Annotated in this window: 14 protein-coding genes; 9 read left to right on the top strand and 5 right to left on the bottom strand. The window is 70.6% G+C overall.

The window, feature by feature from the left end; translation table 11 throughout:
- Positions 1 to 60: 60 nt before the first annotated feature.
- From JHW38_RS21715 to JHW38_RS21705, 3 genes are all read right to left on the bottom strand, one after another.
- The gene (locus JHW38_RS21715; protein ID WP_207523370.1) at positions 61 to 555 is read right to left on the bottom strand and encodes an ATP-dependent zinc protease family protein; all 495 of its coding nucleotides are present in this window, start codon (positions 553 to 555) and stop codon (positions 61 to 63) included.
- A 324-nt stretch (positions 556 to 879) separates the two neighbouring features.
- Entirely contained in the window at positions 880 to 1,539 is a 660-nt protein-coding gene (locus JHW38_RS21710; protein ID WP_207523369.1) for a hypothetical protein, read from the bottom strand.
- 151 nt (positions 1,540 to 1,690) lie between these two features.
- Positions 1,691 to 2,071 carry a VOC family protein gene (locus JHW38_RS21705; protein ID WP_207523368.1) on the bottom strand — a complete coding sequence of 127 codons (381 nt, stop codon included), beginning with the start codon at positions 2,069 to 2,071 and terminating at the stop codon, positions 1,691 to 1,693.
- A gap of 181 nt (positions 2,072 to 2,252) precedes the next feature.
- Here JHW38_RS21705 and JHW38_RS21700 point away from each other — a divergent pair, with 181 nt between their 5' ends.
- Positions 2,253 to 3,179: a hypothetical protein gene (locus JHW38_RS21700; RefSeq protein WP_207523367.1), complete on the top strand. Its 927-nt coding sequence runs from the start codon at positions 2,253 to 2,255 to the stop codon at positions 3,177 to 3,179.
- Between the two features lie 5 nt (positions 3,180 to 3,184).
- On the opposite strand, the gene JHW38_RS21695 is transcribed toward JHW38_RS21700, so the two are convergent.
- Positions 3,185 to 3,544 carry a bleomycin resistance protein gene (locus tag JHW38_RS21695; RefSeq protein ID WP_207523366.1) on the bottom strand — a complete coding sequence of 120 codons (360 nt, stop codon included), beginning with the start codon at positions 3,542 to 3,544 and terminating at the stop codon, positions 3,185 to 3,187.
- 490 nt (positions 3,545 to 4,034) lie between these two features.
- On the opposite strand from JHW38_RS21695, the gene JHW38_RS21690 reads away from it, so the two are divergent.
- From JHW38_RS21690 to JHW38_RS21655, 8 genes are all read left to right on the top strand, one after another.
- Positions 4,035 to 5,657 (top strand): methyl-accepting chemotaxis protein, encoded by a 1,623-nt coding sequence (locus tag JHW38_RS21690; protein ID WP_207523365.1) that lies wholly within the window; start codon positions 4,035 to 4,037, stop codon positions 5,655 to 5,657.
- 23 nt (positions 5,658 to 5,680) lie between these two features.
- Positions 5,681 to 6,142: a chemotaxis protein CheW gene (locus JHW38_RS21685; protein ID WP_207523364.1), complete on the top strand. Its 462-nt coding sequence runs from the start codon at positions 5,681 to 5,683 to the stop codon at positions 6,140 to 6,142.
- Positions 6,142 to 7,386 (top strand): CheR family methyltransferase, encoded by a 1,245-nt coding sequence (locus JHW38_RS21680; RefSeq protein WP_207523363.1) that lies wholly within the window; start codon positions 6,142 to 6,144, stop codon positions 7,384 to 7,386. Before JHW38_RS21685 ends, JHW38_RS21680 begins: the two co-directional genes overlap by 1 nt.
- Position 7,387: 1 nt before the next feature.
- Positions 7,388 to 7,966: a chemotaxis protein CheW gene (locus JHW38_RS21675; protein ID WP_207523362.1), complete on the top strand. Its 579-nt coding sequence runs from the start codon at positions 7,388 to 7,390 to the stop codon at positions 7,964 to 7,966.
- Positions 7,963 to 10,200 (top strand): hybrid sensor histidine kinase/response regulator, encoded by a 2,238-nt coding sequence (locus JHW38_RS21670; protein WP_207523361.1) that lies wholly within the window; start codon positions 7,963 to 7,965, stop codon positions 10,198 to 10,200. The genes JHW38_RS21675 and JHW38_RS21670 overlap by 4 nt, the downstream gene beginning before the upstream one ends.
- A 49-nt stretch (positions 10,201 to 10,249) precedes the next feature.
- Entirely contained in the window at positions 10,250 to 11,266 is a 1,017-nt protein-coding gene (locus tag JHW38_RS21665) for a chemotaxis response regulator protein-glutamate methylesterase (protein ID WP_207523360.1), read from the top strand.
- Complete coding sequence (locus JHW38_RS21660; protein WP_207523359.1) at positions 11,263 to 12,288, top strand: diguanylate cyclase; 1,026 nt, start codon at positions 11,263 to 11,265, stop codon at positions 12,286 to 12,288. Before JHW38_RS21665 ends, JHW38_RS21660 begins: the two co-directional genes overlap by 4 nt.
- A 340-nt stretch (positions 12,289 to 12,628) precedes the next feature.
- Entirely contained in the window at positions 12,629 to 13,969 is a 1,341-nt protein-coding gene (locus tag JHW38_RS21655; RefSeq protein WP_207523358.1) for a helix-turn-helix domain-containing protein, read from the top strand.
- On the opposite strand, the gene JHW38_RS21650 is transcribed toward JHW38_RS21655, so the two are convergent.
- Positions 13,944 to 15,350 (bottom strand): S8 family serine peptidase, encoded by a 1,407-nt coding sequence (locus tag JHW38_RS21650; protein ID WP_207523357.1) that lies wholly within the window; start codon positions 15,348 to 15,350, stop codon positions 13,944 to 13,946. The genes JHW38_RS21655 and JHW38_RS21650 overlap by 26 nt on opposite strands.
- Positions 15,351 to 15,395 lie beyond the last annotated feature (45 nt).

Genomic DNA, 15,395 nt, shown 5'->3' with positions numbered 1-15,395 from the left:
CGGACGGGATGAGGCGGAGATGGGGCGTGTGCGTACGGCTTCAAGCGCCGGCCGCGCAAGTCAGGCGCGCGGCGGACGCCGCCGCGCGCGCCCATGCAGGAACGAGCGCGCGGGGTCGACGGTGAATGCGCGGGCGAGCGCGGTGCGGCCCAGCAGCATCGGGAAGCGCATGCCGCGACGATCCGCCAGGTTTATGTCAATTTCGCATTCGCTGCCGGCCAGACTCAGCACGGTGCGGATGAACACGCGGCGGGTGCGATGGCCGCCGGAGTCGGTGACTTCGCGCTCGTCGAACACCGGCGCGAGCGCCTCGATTTCGCCGGCGCCGAGCGCGCCCGGACGCAGGCGGAAGCCGACCCACGGCGCGCCGGCTTCGACCAGGCGCCATTGCGCGTCCACGTGCAGCGCCGAACTGCGCGCGCCGGTGTCGATCTTGGCGCGCATCGCGGCGATGCCGAGCGACGGCAGCGTCACCAGTTCGCGCCAGCCCAGGACGATCGGCGCTTGCGCGGCCGCGCGCGGCGGGAGCGTGCTATGGAGGATCGGGGAAGACATCGCACCTCCGTTGTGGCGAATGCTGTAAAGGGATCGGGGGCGACTGAAGCGACGGGGCGAACGGTGCAACGAAAAACAGCGGCCTCGCGGCCGCCGTAGCGTGGCCGGCGCGGCGGGCGCGGAGCGTGCGGCGGACTTCGTGATCGAAGCTGCTTCAACGTTGCGCGACGGTCCGCCTTGCGACCGGGCGCGCAGTCTAACCCGGCCGCCGTGCAAGCGTCGATGCGGCGTTCGCGCGAATGATTTTTTTACATCGGCGCGCGCCAGGCTGACTGGTTCAGGCGGCGCGCGAGCACGCCGGCACGCGCGCGCCGGCGGCGCGCGTCAGCGGCAGTTGCGCCGCTCCTCCTCCACTTCCTGCGCGACCGCTTCGGCGCCGAGCACGGCGAGGTCGCGGATGTTCTTGCGCGTCTCGTCGCAGTCGCTGGGCCCGCCGCCGCCGAACAGGCGGCCGACGCCTTCGACCGCGGCGGCGATCGAACGCGGCGGGCGCATGCGGAAGCGTTGCGCGCCCTGTCCCGGCAACGGCGGCGGACGGCTGGCGAAGGGTTTGGGCGACGGCGGCGGTGGGTCCCACGGCGTGCGCGAAGGCGCAACGGCGGGTTCGGCGGACGTTTCGGCGGCCACGGCGGGCACCGCGGCTACGGGCGCGATTTCGACCGCGGTCAGGCCGCTGTCGGGTTCGGCGGCGGCAACCGCGCGAGGCGGAGGCGAACGCGGCGGCGCGGCGGAGTGCGCGCGCGGCGAAGACGCGGCGACCGCGGCGGGAGGTTCGGCCGCGGGCGGCGGCGGCAGCCAGACCAAGGTCAACTGGTCGCCGGCCGCGGGCGGACGCTGCGGCATCAAGGCTTTGCTCGCCAGCCACAACAGCGCGGCGTGCGCGGCCACCACCACCGCCCAGGCCAGCGCCGAATCGAAGCCGCTCGTGCGCGGCGCATCGCGTCGTCCGCGTCCCGACGACGCCGGCGTCCATTGCTCCTGCATCCGTTGCCGTCCTTGAGTGAGGCGAACGGCGCAGAGTTTGCGCACAAGCGCGGCGTCCGGACGAGTAGTCGCCAGCCGCGCGGTTGGTTGGCGTTCAAACGGACTGCCGCGGCTTCAGGCCGGCGATGGCGCGACCGCGACGCGCCGCCGCTCAGCCGTCCGCCGCGCGCGGCAGGTTGTGGCCGATGCGCCACAGCACGCCGGACGGATCGGTCACGGTGAAATCGCGGATCGCCCACGGCCGGTCCTGCGGCGCGTCGATGCGCGCGCCGAAAGCGCCGGCGGCGTCGGCGGCCACGACCTGCGCATGCCAGTCGTCGGCGTTCTCGACCAACAGGTGCATAACGAAGTTGCCGGCGTGCTCGGGCACGTAGAAACGCTGCAGCAAGAACGCCACCGGCCCGTAGCGGACATAGGCCAGATCGTTCGACGACCACGGCACCTCGAAGCCCAGGGCCAGATAGAACGCCTTGGAGCGCTCGAAATCGCGCGCGGGGACGAAGGCTTTGAGTTCGACGACGTTGAGGTTCATGGCGGTCCGTGGCGGGTGCGCGTTGCGCTGGCGCGGGCCGCGCGTGCGCGGCGGCTTCGAATCGAATCGGTGCGATTCGCGCCCGAGGATGCATCGCCGCGCGGCGCCGATCAATGCGCCGCCGTCGTCGCGAGCGCCGCCTGCGCCGATATGATGATCGCCCGCTCAAGGATCGGCCCTCATGACCGCCACGGACCTCACCGACCTGCTGCTCGACGCGCTCGGCAAGCGCATCGACGACCCCGCCGCCGTCGCCCTCGCCCAGGCGCTGGGCAAAAAACCGTTCAAGACCGCGACGCCGGGCAACAGCGTCCACCTCGGCAGCCGCAAGCTCGGCATCGAAGTCGGCGCGAGCATGAACCTGACCAGCCGCGCGCATTTTCCGCCGCGCAAGGACGGGCGCACCTGGGTCACCTGGGTCTCGCACGCCTTCGTGTATCCGAACTACGCCGGCGCCTTGCCGCCGGGCTTCGACTGGTCGATGGACGACGCCGCGCTGTCGGCGCGCTTCCGTCGCCGGGTCGAAGGCGGCCTGGAGGAAATCCGCTACGCCCTGCCGCCGCCGCGCGACGGCCTGCGGGCCAAGGCCACGCTCGACGAGGACGACGACCGGCCGCTGCATCTGCTGCTGGCCGTGGCCGAGGAATCCGACTACGCCACGCTCTATCCCGGCACCGATCCCGCGCATTGCGTCGAAGACGCGTTCTTCGCCGCGTGGTGCGCGCTCAACGGCGTGCTGCGCGACGACCGCCTCGGCGCGGATGCGATCGCCGCCCTGCGCGAGCGTCGGACCACGCCGCTGGCGTTCCTGGCCGGCCCGCTCGATGGGCTGTTCTGGGAGAACGACGTGCGGCCCGAACACGCCGCGTTCTGCCACGCCTACAGCAAGCGCCTGATGAAGCCGGAAAGCGCCGCCGCGCTGCCCGACGTGCAGGACGTGTTCGGCGAAGCCAACGACTGGCGCAAGCCCGGCGAAGCCATGACCGAGGACCGCTGGGACAACTACGAGCGGATCGCGCCGCGCTACGCGCAGCGGCTGGAGCAGTGGCGGCGCGGCGAAATCCGCTCGATGGTCGACCACCCGCCGCCGGCCGACGCCGCCGGCTGAAGCCTTCAGCCGCGATCGGCGGCGAAGCGCAGGCGGTTGCCGTCCGGGTCCTTGATCAGCATCTCGCGGGTGTCCCACGGCGTGTCCTGCGGCGGTTCGTCCGCGGTCACGCCGTTGGCGAGGAAGCGGCGGTGGCATTCGTCCACGTCGGGCACCATCAGGTAGACCGCGCCGCCGACTTCGCAATCGTCGACGTGCTCGGTCAGGAACAGGGTCTGGCCTTCGCGGGTGATCTGCACGAACAGCGGGAAGCCCGGTTCGAACCGATGTTCCCAGTCGACGGCGAAGCCCAACCCGTCGACGTAGAACGGCAGGCTGCGGTCGGCGCGCAGGATGCGCAGTTGCGGGATGACGGTCTGGGGCATGGGCGGCTCCTGGGTGCGGCGTAGTGTGCGCGTTTTTGTATACCGAAGCCGGCAAGGCGGCGGGCTCGCGGCGGCCGTCCCGGCGGGTGCGGCAAACCACCGCAGCCGCAAGCGTTCATATCACGCTTTCGCGCGACCACGGCCGTGCACCGGCACCGGCTGGCCGCGCGATGGCCGCCCGGCTTCGCCCGACAGCCCCGGGCCGGGCCGCCCGATCCGCCTTGCGGCGCGCATTGCTTTAGCAACAATTGTGAGTTTTCAACCTTTTCCATATGCTGCAACTACACCTATAACCACTCTCTGGACGTGGATCGAACGTGGCGGTAGCGAAGCCGACGCGACCGGTACCGGGGAGCCGGCACCGCCCCAGGCGCCCACGATGCCCGGCGCGGGCGCCGTCCGCGGCGGCGCTCCCACCCTCCCCCCGCCGCGCCGCGACATCGCGCCGACCCACGCCAGCGACCCCGACGGCCTCCGCACGGAACCGATCATGATCAACATCACCATTCGCCAGCGGATTCTGCTGAGCCTCGCCGTGACCTTCGGCGTGCTCGCCCTGATGGGCGGCATCGCCTGGCAGCGCTTGCTGCACATCGAAGCCGAAGAAGCCGCGCTGCGCGACGACTCGATTCCGGGCATGTACGCCGCGGCGAAGATGGAATCGACGTGGATGACCTACCACGCCAACGTGCGCGCCACGACCATGGCCGCCGCCAACGACGACATCGACCGCCTGGAAGCGCTGGTGGTCAAGCGCCGCGGCGAGTTCGAAGCCGCCGCGGCCGCCTACGACCGCACCATCCACCGCGCCGACGACCGCGCCCAGTTCGGCGAGATGATGCGCCAGGCGCAGGCCGCGTTCGCGCTGCAGACCGAGCTGCTGCGGATGGCGCACGACCGCGCGCCCGGCCTCGGCGCGGCCTGGCGCGAGCGCGCCGCGCCGGTGTTCGAGCGCAACAACGCCACCTTGTCGACGATGCTCGGCAACAACCACGGTTACGCGACCGATTCGCTCAAGCGCATCGACACCGCGATCGCCGCGGCCAAGACCGGCATCGCGCTGTCGTTCCTGACCGCGATGGTGCTGTCGGCGCTGGTCGGCTTCTTCCTGCTGCGCGCGATCACCCAGCCGATGCTCAAGCTGACCCGCGCGGTCGACACGATGGCCAAGGGCGATTTCAGCCAGCGCCTGGCGCTGGCGCGCAGCGACGAGTTCGGCACCCTCGCCCAGGGCTACGACCGCATGACCGACGATCTGTCGCAGTTGGTCGGGCAGGTCCAGTCGTCCGGCATCCAGGTCAATTCCTCGATCAACGAAATCACCGCGACCTTGCGCGAGCAGCAGGCCTCGGCCGCGCAGATCGCCGCGACCACCACCGAGATCGGCGCGACCTCGCGCGAGATCGCCGCCACCTCCAAGGAACTGGTGCGCACGATGGACACCGTCTCGGCCGCGGCCGAGCAGACCTCGGCGCTGGCCGGCAGCGGCCAGGCCGGGCTGGCGGAGATGGAGGATTCGATGCGGCGCATGATCGACGCCACCGCCGCGATCAGCGCCAAGCTCGCGGTGCTGGCCGACAAGGCCAACAACATCAGCCAGGTCGTCACCACCATCACCAAGGTCGCCGACCAGACCAACCTGCTTTCGCTCAACGCGGCGATCGAAGCGGAAAAGGCCGGCGAATACGGCCGCGGCTTCTCGGTGGTCGCCACCGAGATCCGCCGCCTCGCCGACCAGACCGCGGTCGCCACGCTCGACATCGAGCAGATGGTGCGCGAGATCCAGTCGGCGGTCTCGGCCGGCGTGATGGGCATGGACAAGTTCTCCGAGGAAGTGCGGCGCGGAACCCACGACGTGCAGCAGGTCGGCGGCCAGCTGTCGCAGGTGATCGACAACGTGCAGGCGATGGTGCCGCGCTTCGAGGCGGTCAACGAAGGCGTGCAGGCGCAGTCGGCCGGCGCCGAGCAGATCAATCTGGCGCTGAGCCAGCTCAGCGAGGCCGCGCAGCAGACGGTGGAAGCGCTGCGCCAGTCCAACCAGGCCATCGACGAACTGCACCACGTCAGCGCCGGGCTGCGCGACGGCGTGGTCAAGTTCAAGCTGCTGTCCTGAGCGCGGCGGAGTCCGAGACGCGCATGCTGTTCCTGGTCTTCCAACTCGACGCCGAGCGCTACGCGATCGAAGCGGCGACGGTCGCGGCGGTGCTGCCGCGGGTGCAGCTGCGGCGCCTGCCGCAGGCGCACGACGCGGTGGCCGGGGTGTTCGACTATCGCGGCGAAGTGGTGCCGGTGATCGACCTGTGCCGGCTGGCGCTGGCGCGGCCGGCGCGCGAAGCGATGAGCACGCGCATCGTCCTGGCCGATTACGCCGACCGCGCCGGCAACGCGCGCCGGCTCGGCCTGCTGGCCGAACGCGTGGTCGATACCGTGCGCCTGCAAGCCGAAGATTTCGCCGCCAGCGGCGTGGAGCAGCCGGCGGCGCGCTACCTCGGCCCGGTCGCGCGCGACGCGCACGGTCTGCTGCAACGCATCGGCGTGCGCGAGCTGTTGCCCGAAGACGTCCACGACCTGCTGTTCCAGCAGGCGGCGCAGGCCTGATGGACGCCAGTGCGTTCGAACGCTGGCTCAAGACCACGATGGGGCTCGACGCGTCCTCGGTCGGCCCCGGCGTGGTCGCGCGCGCGGTGGCCGGACGCCTGCGCGCGACCGGCCTGGGCGATGCCGGCGCGTACTGGCGCCGGCTGCTGGCCCAACCGCTGGAGCAGCAAGAGCTGATCGAAGCGGTGGTGGTGCCGGAAACCTGGTTCTTCCGCGGCGTCGAAGCGTTCGACGCGCTGGCGCGCGCGTTCGCGCCGCTGCGCGCCGACGGCTCGCGCACGCTGCGGCTGCTGAGCCTGCCGTGTTCGACCGGCGAAGAACCCTACACCCTGGCGATGGCCTTGCTCGACGCCGGCTGGACGCCCGAGCGGCTGCGCATCGACGCCTACGACATCAGCGAACGCGCGCTGGCCAAGGCCACGCATGCGGTGTACGGCGCCAATTCGTTCCGCGGCCGCGAGCTGGCCTATCGCGACCGCCACTTCCGCGCGCTCGGCCACGGCCGCTGGCAGTTGTCGGCGCAGGTGCGGCAGTGCGTGCGCCTGCATCGCGCCAACGTGCTCGACCTCGATTTCCTGCCGGCGCAGGCGACCTACGACGCGGTGTTCTGCCGCAATCTGCTGATCTATTTCGACCCCGACACCCAGGTGCGCACGGTCGGCGTGCTGGCGCGCGCGTTGGCCGAAGACGGCCTGCTGTTCGTCGGCGCGGCCGAGACCGGGCTGCTGCTGTCGCTGGGCTACGCCTCGGCGCAGATGCCGATGGCCGCCGCGTTCCGCCGCCAGCGCAGCGCGCCGCCGGCGCTCGCCGTGCCCGAACCCTGGCGCGCGCCGGCGCTGGCGCCGTTGCGCGCGCCGCCGGCGCGGCCGATCGCGCGGCCCGCGGTGCGGCCCGCGCCGACGCCGGTCGCGGCCGCCGCAGCCACCGCGACGATCGCCGCGACCTTGGAACAAGCGCGCCGCCTCGCCGACCACGGCGCCTTCGAACAGGCCGCCGAGATCTGCCAGGCGCATCTGCGCGCGCACGGCCCCAGCGCCGAAGCGCTGTACCTCAGCGGGTTGATCCACGGCGCCACCGGCGAGGACGCGCGCGCCGAGGACGCGTTCCGCAAGGCGCTGTACCTGCAACCCGACCACACGGAGAGCCTGATGCATCTGGCCTTGCTGCTCGACGCCAAGGGCGACGCCGCCGGCGCGCGGCTGATGCGCCAGCGCGCGTCGCGCCACCGCGGCAGGAGCGCCTGAGATGAGCGCGAACGAACCCGGCAACGCCGGCTCCGCGGTCGCGCGGCTGCTGGAACGCACGCCGGCGCAAGAGGAACTGGCCGAAGCGGCCGCGCGCCTGGCCGCGGGCGCGCCGCGGCAACTGCGCGCCAGCGCCGGCGCGTTCGTGTTCCGCCTCGGCGAGGAATGGCTGGGCCTGCCTGCCGCGCTGATCGACGAAGTGCTGGAGCTGCGCCCGGTGCACCGCCTGCCGCACCGGCGCGACGCCGCGCTGCGCGGCGTGGTCAACGTGCGCGGCCGGCTGACCGTGTGCGTGGCGCTGCCGGCGCTGTTGCAGACCGGCGCGCCGGTCGCCGCGCGCACCGGCACCGTCGCGCGCCGGCTGGTGGTGCTGGCCGCGCCCGAAGGCGCGCTGGCGTTCGAGGCCGACGAAGTCCACGGCAGCCATCGCTACGACGCCGAAGACGTGCGCGCGGTGCCCTCGACCGTCGCCCACGCCCTGGCCCGCTTCGCCACCGGCGTGCTGCCGTGGGGCGAACGCCGCATCGGCCTGCTCGACGCCGGCTTGCTGGTGCACGCGCTGAACCGGCAGATCTCATGAGCAACGATTCCCTGCGCGACCTTTCGCTGCACGACCTGTTCCGCATGGAAGCGGACGGCCAGCGCCAGACGCTGACCGAGAACCTGCTCGCGCTCGAACGCAACCCGACCGCAGCGGCGACGCTCGAGGAATGCATGCGCGCGGCGCATTCGCTGAAGGGCGCGGCGCGCATCGTCGGCCTCGGCGCGGCGGTGGCGGTGGCGCATTCGATGGAAGACTGTCTGGTCGAGGCGCAGCACGGCCGCTTGCGCCTGCACCGCGGGATCGTCGACGCGCTGCTGCGCGGCGTCGACCTGCTCGGCCGCATCGCCGACACCCCGGCCGAAGCGGCCGGCGCCTGGGCCGACGAAGAATCCGCGCCGGTGCTGGAATTCCGCGCCGCGCTCGCCGCCGCGCTGGCCGCGCCGGCAGCGGACGACGCCGCGCCGCCGGCCGCCGCCGACGCCGATCCGGCGCCGCACGACGCGCCCGCCGAGGAAGGCGAGGAACGCGTGCTGCGGATCGCCGCGCGCAACCTGCACCGCATGCTCGGGCTGGCCAGCGAAGCCTTGGTGGAATCGCGCTGGCTCGATCCTTACATCCGCTCGCTGGCGCGGGTCAAGGAACTGCAACGGCGCAGCGCGCTGGCGCTGGACCGTCTGTCCGAACGCACGTCCGCGCTCGCCTCCGATCCGGCTTCGGCCGAGCTGTTGGCGCGCGCGCAAGCCGACCTGGCCGAAGGCCAGCGCCTGCTCGGCGAACGCGTCGCCGCGCTCGATGCGTTCGACCGGCGCCTGGCCGGCGTCGCCCACGGCCTGTACGACGAAGCGCTGGCAAGCCACATGCGCCCGTTCGCCGACGGCACCCGCGGCTTCAAGCGCATGGTCCGCGACCTCGCCCACGAACTCGGCAAGCAGGCGCGGCTGGAAATCGTCGGCAGCCGCACGCCGGTCGACCGCGACGTGCTGGCGCGGCTGGAAGCGCCGTTGGGGCATCTGCTGCGCAACGCGGTCGATCACGGCCTCGAAACGCCGGAGCAGCGCTTGGCGCGCGGCAAGCCGGCCGAAGGCGTCGTCCGGCTCGAAGCGCACCACGTCTCCGGCCGCCTGGAAATCAAGATCGGCGACGACGGCCAGGGCATCGACGCCGAACGCATCCGCCGCGCGGTGATCGCGCGCGGGCTCGCCGACGAAGACACCGCGCAGCGCTTCGACCAGGACGAGTTGCTGGAATTCCTGTTCCTGCCCGGCTTCAGCCTGCGCGACACCGTCACCGACATCTCCGGCCGCGGGGTCGGCCTGGATGCGGTGCAGAACATGGCCAAGCAGCTGCACGGCAACGTGCGGGTGTTTTCGCAGCCCGACCAGGGCACCCGCTTCCAGTTGCAGCTGCCGCTGACCACCTCGGTGCTGCGCGCGCTGGCGGTGGACATCGGCGGCGAGGCCTACGCGTTTCCGCTGGCGCGCATCGTCGCCACCGCGCTGGTCTCGCGCGAGCAGGTGCGTTCGCTGGAAGGCCGGCAGTATTTCGAACTCGCCGGCCGCGAGATCGGCCTGGTGTCGGCGCGCCAGGTGCTGGAAGGCGGCGACGGCGCGACCGCCGGCGCGCAGCTGCCGGTGGTGGTGATCGGCGGCGCCCACGGCGAGCACCTGTACGGCCTGGCGGTGGACCGCTTCGGCAATGTGATCGAACTGGTGGTGCAGCCGCTCGACCCGCGCCTGGGCAAGGTCAAGGACATCGCCGCCGGCGCCTTGCTCGACGACGGCGCGCCGGTGCTGATCGTCGACACCGACGACCTGCTGCGTTCGATCGAACGGCTGGTCGCGACCGGCCATCTGGCCCAGGTCCGCCACCAGGACGGCGCCGCCGCGGTCGAACGCAGGCGCGTGCTGGTGGTCGACGATTCGCTGACCGTGCGCGAACTGCAACGCAAGCTGATCGAAACCGCCGGCTACGCGGTGGAAGTCGCGGTCGACGGCATGGACGGCTGGAACGCGGTGCGGCTGAGCCGCTTCGATCTGGTCGTCACCGACGTCGACATGCCGCGCATGGACGGCATCGAACTGGTCGAACTGATCAAGAAGGATCCGCACCTGCGCGAGCTGCCGGTGATGATCGTGTCCTACAAGGACCGCGAGGAAGACCGCCGCCGCGGCCTCGACGCCGGCGCCGACTTCTATCTGAGCAAGGCCGGCTTCGACGAGGAAGCGCTGATGCAGGCGGTCGCCGATCTGATCGGAGGACCGCTGGCATGAGCCGCTTGCAAGCGACGCCGCAATCGCACAACGACCCCGGAACCGCCGCGTGAGAATAGGCATCGTCAACGATCTGAGCATCGCCACCGAAGCGCTGCGGCGCGTGCTGGCGCGGCGTCCGGACCACCGCGTGGCCTGGTCCGCGGCCAGCGGCGCCGAGGCGGTGGCGTGCTGCGCGCGCGACACCCCGGACCTGGTGCTGATGGACCTGGTGATGCCCGGCATGAACGGCGTGGAAGCCACCCGCCGGATCATGGCCGAGAGCCCTTGCCCGATCCTGGTGGTGACCGTCAGCGTCGGCGCCAACGCGGCGATGGTGTTCGAAGCGATGGGCCACGGCGCGCTCGACGCCACCGACCTGCCGGCGCTGGCCGGCGACCACGACCGCGGCGCCGACAAGCTGCTGGCCAAGATCGACCTGATCGGCCGCCTGTCCGCCGCGCCGGTGCGCGCCTCCACGCCGCGCGCGCCGGTGCAGGCGTCCGAACGCAAGCTGCTGGCGATCGGCGCGTCCGCCGGCGGCCCGTCGGCGGTGGCGCGGGTGCTGGAAGGATTGCCGGCGGACTTTTCCGGCGCGGTCGCGGTGATCCAGCACATCGACGAAAAATTCGCGCCCGGCATGGCCGACTGGCTCGGCCGCTACTCGCGCCTGCCGGTGCGCACCGCCAACGTCGGCGACACCCTGCAATGCGGGCAGGTGCTGCTGGCGGCGACCAACGACCATCTGGCGCTGCGCGCCGACGGCCGCCTGGACTACGTGCACGAACCCGCCGAGCTGCCGTATCGGCCGTCGGTGGACGTGTTCTACAAAAGCGTCGGCGAGCACTGGCGCGGGCCCATCGTCGGCGTGTTGCTGACCGGCATGGGCCGCGACGGCGCCGCCGGACTGCGCGGGCTGCGCCAGCAAGGCCACCACACCATCGCCCAGGACCGCGCCTCCAGCGCGGTCTACGGCATGCCCAAGGCCGCCGCCGAACTCGACGCCGCGGTCGAGATCCTGCCGCTGGACCGCATCGCCGCGCGCTTGCGCGACCTCTTCGTCCCGAACCCGAACGCCATCCCATGAGCGACCCGACTTTTTCCGGCTTCAACGAGCCGCATCCCCACTCGCGCCAGCAACGGCTGGTGGTGCTGTTGGTCGACGACCAGCCGATCATCGGCGAGGCCGTGCGCCGCGCGCTGGCCAGCGAGGCCGACATCGACTTCCACTACTGCGCCCAGGCCAACGAAGCGGTCGCCACCGCCGAGGCGCTGCGCCCGAACGTGATCATGCAGGACCTGGTCATGCCCGGCGTCGACGGCATGACCCTGGTCCATCACTACCGCATCCATCCGGTGCTGAAGCACGTGCCGGTGATCGTGCTGTCGAGCAAGGAAGACGCGGTGGTCAAGAGCCAGGCCTTCGCCACCGGCGCGACCGACTATCTGGTCAAGCTGCCCGACTCGATCGAGTTGATCGCGCGCGTGCGCCACCATGCGCGCGCCTACCTCAACCAGATCGAGCGCGACGAAGCCTACCGGGTGCTCAGCGAGCACCAGAAGCGCCTGCTCGAACTCAACGAGACCCTGCGCCGGCTCAGCGACGTCGATGGTCTCACCGGGCTCAACAACCGCCGTTACCTCGACTCCTATCTCGACGCCGAATGGCGCCGCGCGTTGCGCGAAGGCACCGAGTTCTCGGTGCTGATGCTCGACGTCGACAACTTCAAGCTCTACAACGACTACTACGGCCATCTGGCCGGCGACGAAGTGCTCAAGGAAGTCGCCGGCGTCATGCGCCAGACCTTGCAGCGCCCCGCCGACCTCGCCGCGCGCTACGGCGGCGAAGAATTCACCGTGGTGCTGCCGTCCACGCCGGCCAGCGGCGCGCTGTTGATCGCCGAGCAACTGTGCTCCGCGGTGCGCGCGCTGGCCCTGCCGAACCCGGCCGCGCCGTCGGGCATCGTCACCGTCAGCGTCGGCGTCGCCACCGCCGCGCCGGCGCATCGCGAGAGCTATGCGCCGTTGCTGCGGATCGCGGATATGGCGTTGTACGAGGCCAAGCGCGCGGGCAAGGATCAGGCGGTGTATCGGGTGCGCGAGGAGTAAGCGGAGGCCCGATGGGGCCTTGAATCGAGGCGTCAACATCGCCCAAGCGCCCGCACTCGGCAGGCCGCGGACCGCAAGTCGTCGGCAAGGAAATATGCCGCAACACCGGGCGCAAGCACGGATGCTCGATCCGGTCCGTTCGAGGTTCCCACGCGATGCGGTTGCGCCATGAGCGCCTGCCGTTCCTGAGCCGTCGCACCAACCGAGCGTCGAATCGGCCCGGCCCTGCGGCAGGCGCCCCCAGCGACTGCCTGCGGGCTGTATTCGGCCGCCGAATCGCTCGCACGGACTGAGCGGGCACCGCATCGCGCCGCATAGCCGGAGCGATGCGAAAGAATCAGTGCAGCATCCGCACAAAAAAAGCACCCACTGGCAAATTGGCATTCGAATCTGCGGCACGCGTCGCGATAATCGTTGCGACGCGCGGAGAAAAAACCTGTCGCCCCATCGAATGCTGCGCAATGTAGACGAAGCATTACCGCTTGCGGACCGATCGGCCGGCTCGCGGTCAAGGAAAACGCAAAGCATCGGCATGCAAGGAGCAGGCATGGAGCGCGTGCGCCGTTACCGCTTTTCTACCGCCGCCTATCGCGGCGAACAGGCCTTCGACGCCTGGCGCCGGCAGCAGTTGCTGTTCGACTTGAATTCTTCCGATCGCGACATCGGCCTGCGCTGCGATTTCGACGGCAGCAATCTCGACGGCGTTTTGGTCGGGCGTTGCGTCGCGCGCATCCGACCCGGTCAGTTCGTGCAGGCGCGACGCGATTCGCCGCTGCTCAACCACGAGCAATTCGATCACTATTATTTCCATCTCTGCCTCGGCGGCAGCATCGAACTGACCACCCATCGCGGCCACGTGCGAGCCCGGAATGGACAGATCGTGGTCGTCGACATGACCCAGCCTTCGCACTGGATCTGGCCGCACGGGCGCGCCGCGATGCTGATGGTTCCGCGCGAACGCCTGCCGGCGCAGGCCCGGTCGATGCATGGCATGCGCCTGGATGCGGATCGGTATCCCTTGCTGCCCGGTTATCTGCGCGCGATCGCGCGCCATCAGGACCGCTGGCCGGCGTCTGGCGCGAGTTGGCTGTCGCATTCGCTAACCGCCTTGTTGTCCGCATACGCCGTCGGCGCGACGGACGTCGCCGGCGGCGAGGCGCCGCTGCATCGACAACGCCGGCGCATCGAAGACTACATCCGCGCGCACCTGCAGACCGCTGAGTTGGGACCGACGCAGATCGCCCGCGCAGTCGGCGTATCGCGTTCGGTCCTGTACCGGATCTTCGCCGCCGACGGCGGCGTGCGCCGTTTTCTCCAGGAATTGCGCTTGCAGGCGGCTCAACACGAGTTGCGTACCTGCCCGGCGTTGGCCCGGCCCAGCCTGGGCGACATGGCCTGGCGCTACGGCTTCTCCAGCGCCTCGCAGTTCAGCCATAGCTATCGCCATCGGTTCGGGCACCCGCCGCGCGACGAGGCGCGTCGCTGGCACTGCGCGGCGACACGCGACAGCGCCGGCGCGTTCGCGAGCGGCGACCGCCCGCATGCGGACGGCGTAGACTGCCAGGACGCCGCAAACGATTTCCGCAGTTGGATCCGCTCCGGCCGGCCTCAGGTCGCCGACGCGACGACCGACCGCCGACGCGCCGGCGACAGGGTCAGTCTTCCGCCCATAGCTCATTGAGGATCGGCGCCAGATTGACCAAGCTGGCCTTGGCCTCTGCGGCCCTGGCCACGGCCTTGCCTGCATCGAGGATTCCCGCGCCGCAACCGGCCGAGCAACCGCTGGGTCCCGGTCGCGCGGTCTCCTTGAGGACCCGCTCGATGCTGTCCGGCGACCAGCGGAACACGCCACGCATCAGCGCGGCCGCGCCGGACACGTGCGGCGCGGCCATCGAAGTGCCGGACTTGTAGCCATAGCCGCCATTCACCGTGGAATACACGCCGCGCGCGCTGTCGCCGCCCGGAGCGGTGATGTCGACCGCCGCTCCGTAGTTTGAATACGAAGCGCGCTTGCCCTCGATCGTATTGGCCGCGACCGCAATGACCTTGTCGCAGCTCGACGGCTGGAATCCGCCGGCATCGGCGTTGTTGTTGCCCGCTGCGACCACCACCACCGCGCCGCGCGACCCCGCGAAGTCGATCGCCTGCTGAAAGAACGCGCTGCAGCTTCCGCTGCCGCCTATGCTCATGTTGATGACGTCGGCGGGGTTTTGATTGCGCGGCACACCGTTCACTTCGCCGCCGGCCGACCATACCAGCGCGTCGATGACATCCGTCAGCAGGCCGAGGCCGTTGTTGCCGGTCACGCGTGCATGCAGCAACTTGGATTTATACGCTGCACCGGCGCCGCCGAAGCCGTTGTTGGTGATCGCCGCGATCGTGCCCGCCACATGGGTTCCGTGCTGGTTGCCGGAGGAGGCGTAGGGATTCGGATCGCGACCGTCGCCGTCGTCGGATGCGCCGGGGCCGGTCGCTTGGCTGACGAAATCGTAGCCGCCGACGATGTTGCCGTCGGCGTCGGCGTTGTTGAGGTAACCGCTGTCGATGACCGAAATCGTCTGCCCTTCTCCGGCCGCGGCGTTCCAGGCTGGCGGCAAGTTGGCGCCGCCGGCCGGATCGAAGTAATGCCATTGGCGCGAATAGTCGGGATCGTTCGGCTGCATGTAGCCTCGCAACCACACGTTGGACTCCACCCGGATCACGCTGCCGTCGGCGAGCACCGCGCGCATCAGCAACTGGGCGATGTCCGCGGTGATCGGCCGATCGACGGAGATGAGATCGACCAGCGTCGCCAGCCTGCGCTCGTGAGTGAGCCGCAACGGCTTGAGGCCCGGCCCGCTCAGACCGGCGGAGATACGATCCAGGGTGAGCTGCAAGGCCTGCCCGTCCTCGAATTCCGGACTGTCAGGATTGAACTGCACGATGAACTGTTGGATAGGCAGATCTTCGTCCGCACTGCCGGGCGCAACCGGCGCCGCATACGCTGGCGAAGCCAGCGCGCAAGCGACCGCAAGCGCGATGGCGAGCACGCGCGATGGGCGGCTGGATGATGAATTGGCCATTTCGGCCTCCTGTAGCGAAAATCGCTGTGAGCGGCCTGGCGGCGT

The sequence above is a fragment of the Lysobacter enzymogenes genome, from assembly GCF_017355525.1.
GTDB classification, from domain to species: domain Bacteria; phylum Pseudomonadota; class Gammaproteobacteria; order Xanthomonadales; family Xanthomonadaceae; genus Lysobacter; species Lysobacter enzymogenes_C.
Note: the sequence above shows the minus strand (reverse complement) of the source record. Positions and strands in the feature narration are given on the sequence as shown.

What these genes read in the sequence shown, in the direction of transcription:
- JHW38_RS21700 (WP_207523367.1), top strand. Translation starts at nt 2,253, where the DNA reads ATGACCGCCACGGACCTCACCGACCTGCTGCTCGACGCGCTCGGCAAG.
- JHW38_RS21710 (WP_207523369.1), bottom strand. Translation starts at nt 1,539, where the DNA reads ATGCAGGAGCAATGGACGCCGGCGTCGTCGGGACGCGGACGACGCGAT.
- JHW38_RS21690 (WP_207523365.1), top strand. Translation starts at nt 4,035, where the DNA reads ATGATCAACATCACCATTCGCCAGCGGATTCTGCTGAGCCTCGCCGTG.
- JHW38_RS21685 (WP_207523364.1), top strand. Translation starts at nt 5,681, where the DNA reads ATGCTGTTCCTGGTCTTCCAACTCGACGCCGAGCGCTACGCGATCGAA.
- JHW38_RS21670 (WP_207523361.1), top strand. Translation starts at nt 7,963, where the DNA reads ATGAGCAACGATTCCCTGCGCGACCTTTCGCTGCACGACCTGTTCCGC.
- JHW38_RS21675 (WP_207523362.1), top strand. Translation starts at nt 7,388, where the DNA reads ATGAGCGCGAACGAACCCGGCAACGCCGGCTCCGCGGTCGCGCGGCTG.
- JHW38_RS21660 (WP_207523359.1), top strand. Translation starts at nt 11,263, where the DNA reads ATGAGCGACCCGACTTTTTCCGGCTTCAACGAGCCGCATCCCCACTCG.
- JHW38_RS21715 (WP_207523370.1), bottom strand. Translation starts at nt 555, where the DNA reads ATGTCTTCCCCGATCCTCCATAGCACGCTCCCGCCGCGCGCGGCCGCG.
- JHW38_RS21680 (WP_207523363.1), top strand. Translation starts at nt 6,142, where the DNA reads ATGGACGCCAGTGCGTTCGAACGCTGGCTCAAGACCACGATGGGGCTC.
- JHW38_RS21650 (WP_207523357.1), bottom strand. Translation starts at nt 15,350, where the DNA reads ATGGCCAATTCATCATCCAGCCGCCCATCGCGCGTGCTCGCCATCGCG.
- JHW38_RS21695 (WP_207523366.1), bottom strand. Translation starts at nt 3,544, where the DNA reads ATGCCCCAGACCGTCATCCCGCAACTGCGCATCCTGCGCGCCGACCGC.
- JHW38_RS21705 (WP_207523368.1), bottom strand. Translation starts at nt 2,071, where the DNA reads ATGAACCTCAACGTCGTCGAACTCAAAGCCTTCGTCCCCGCGCGCGAT.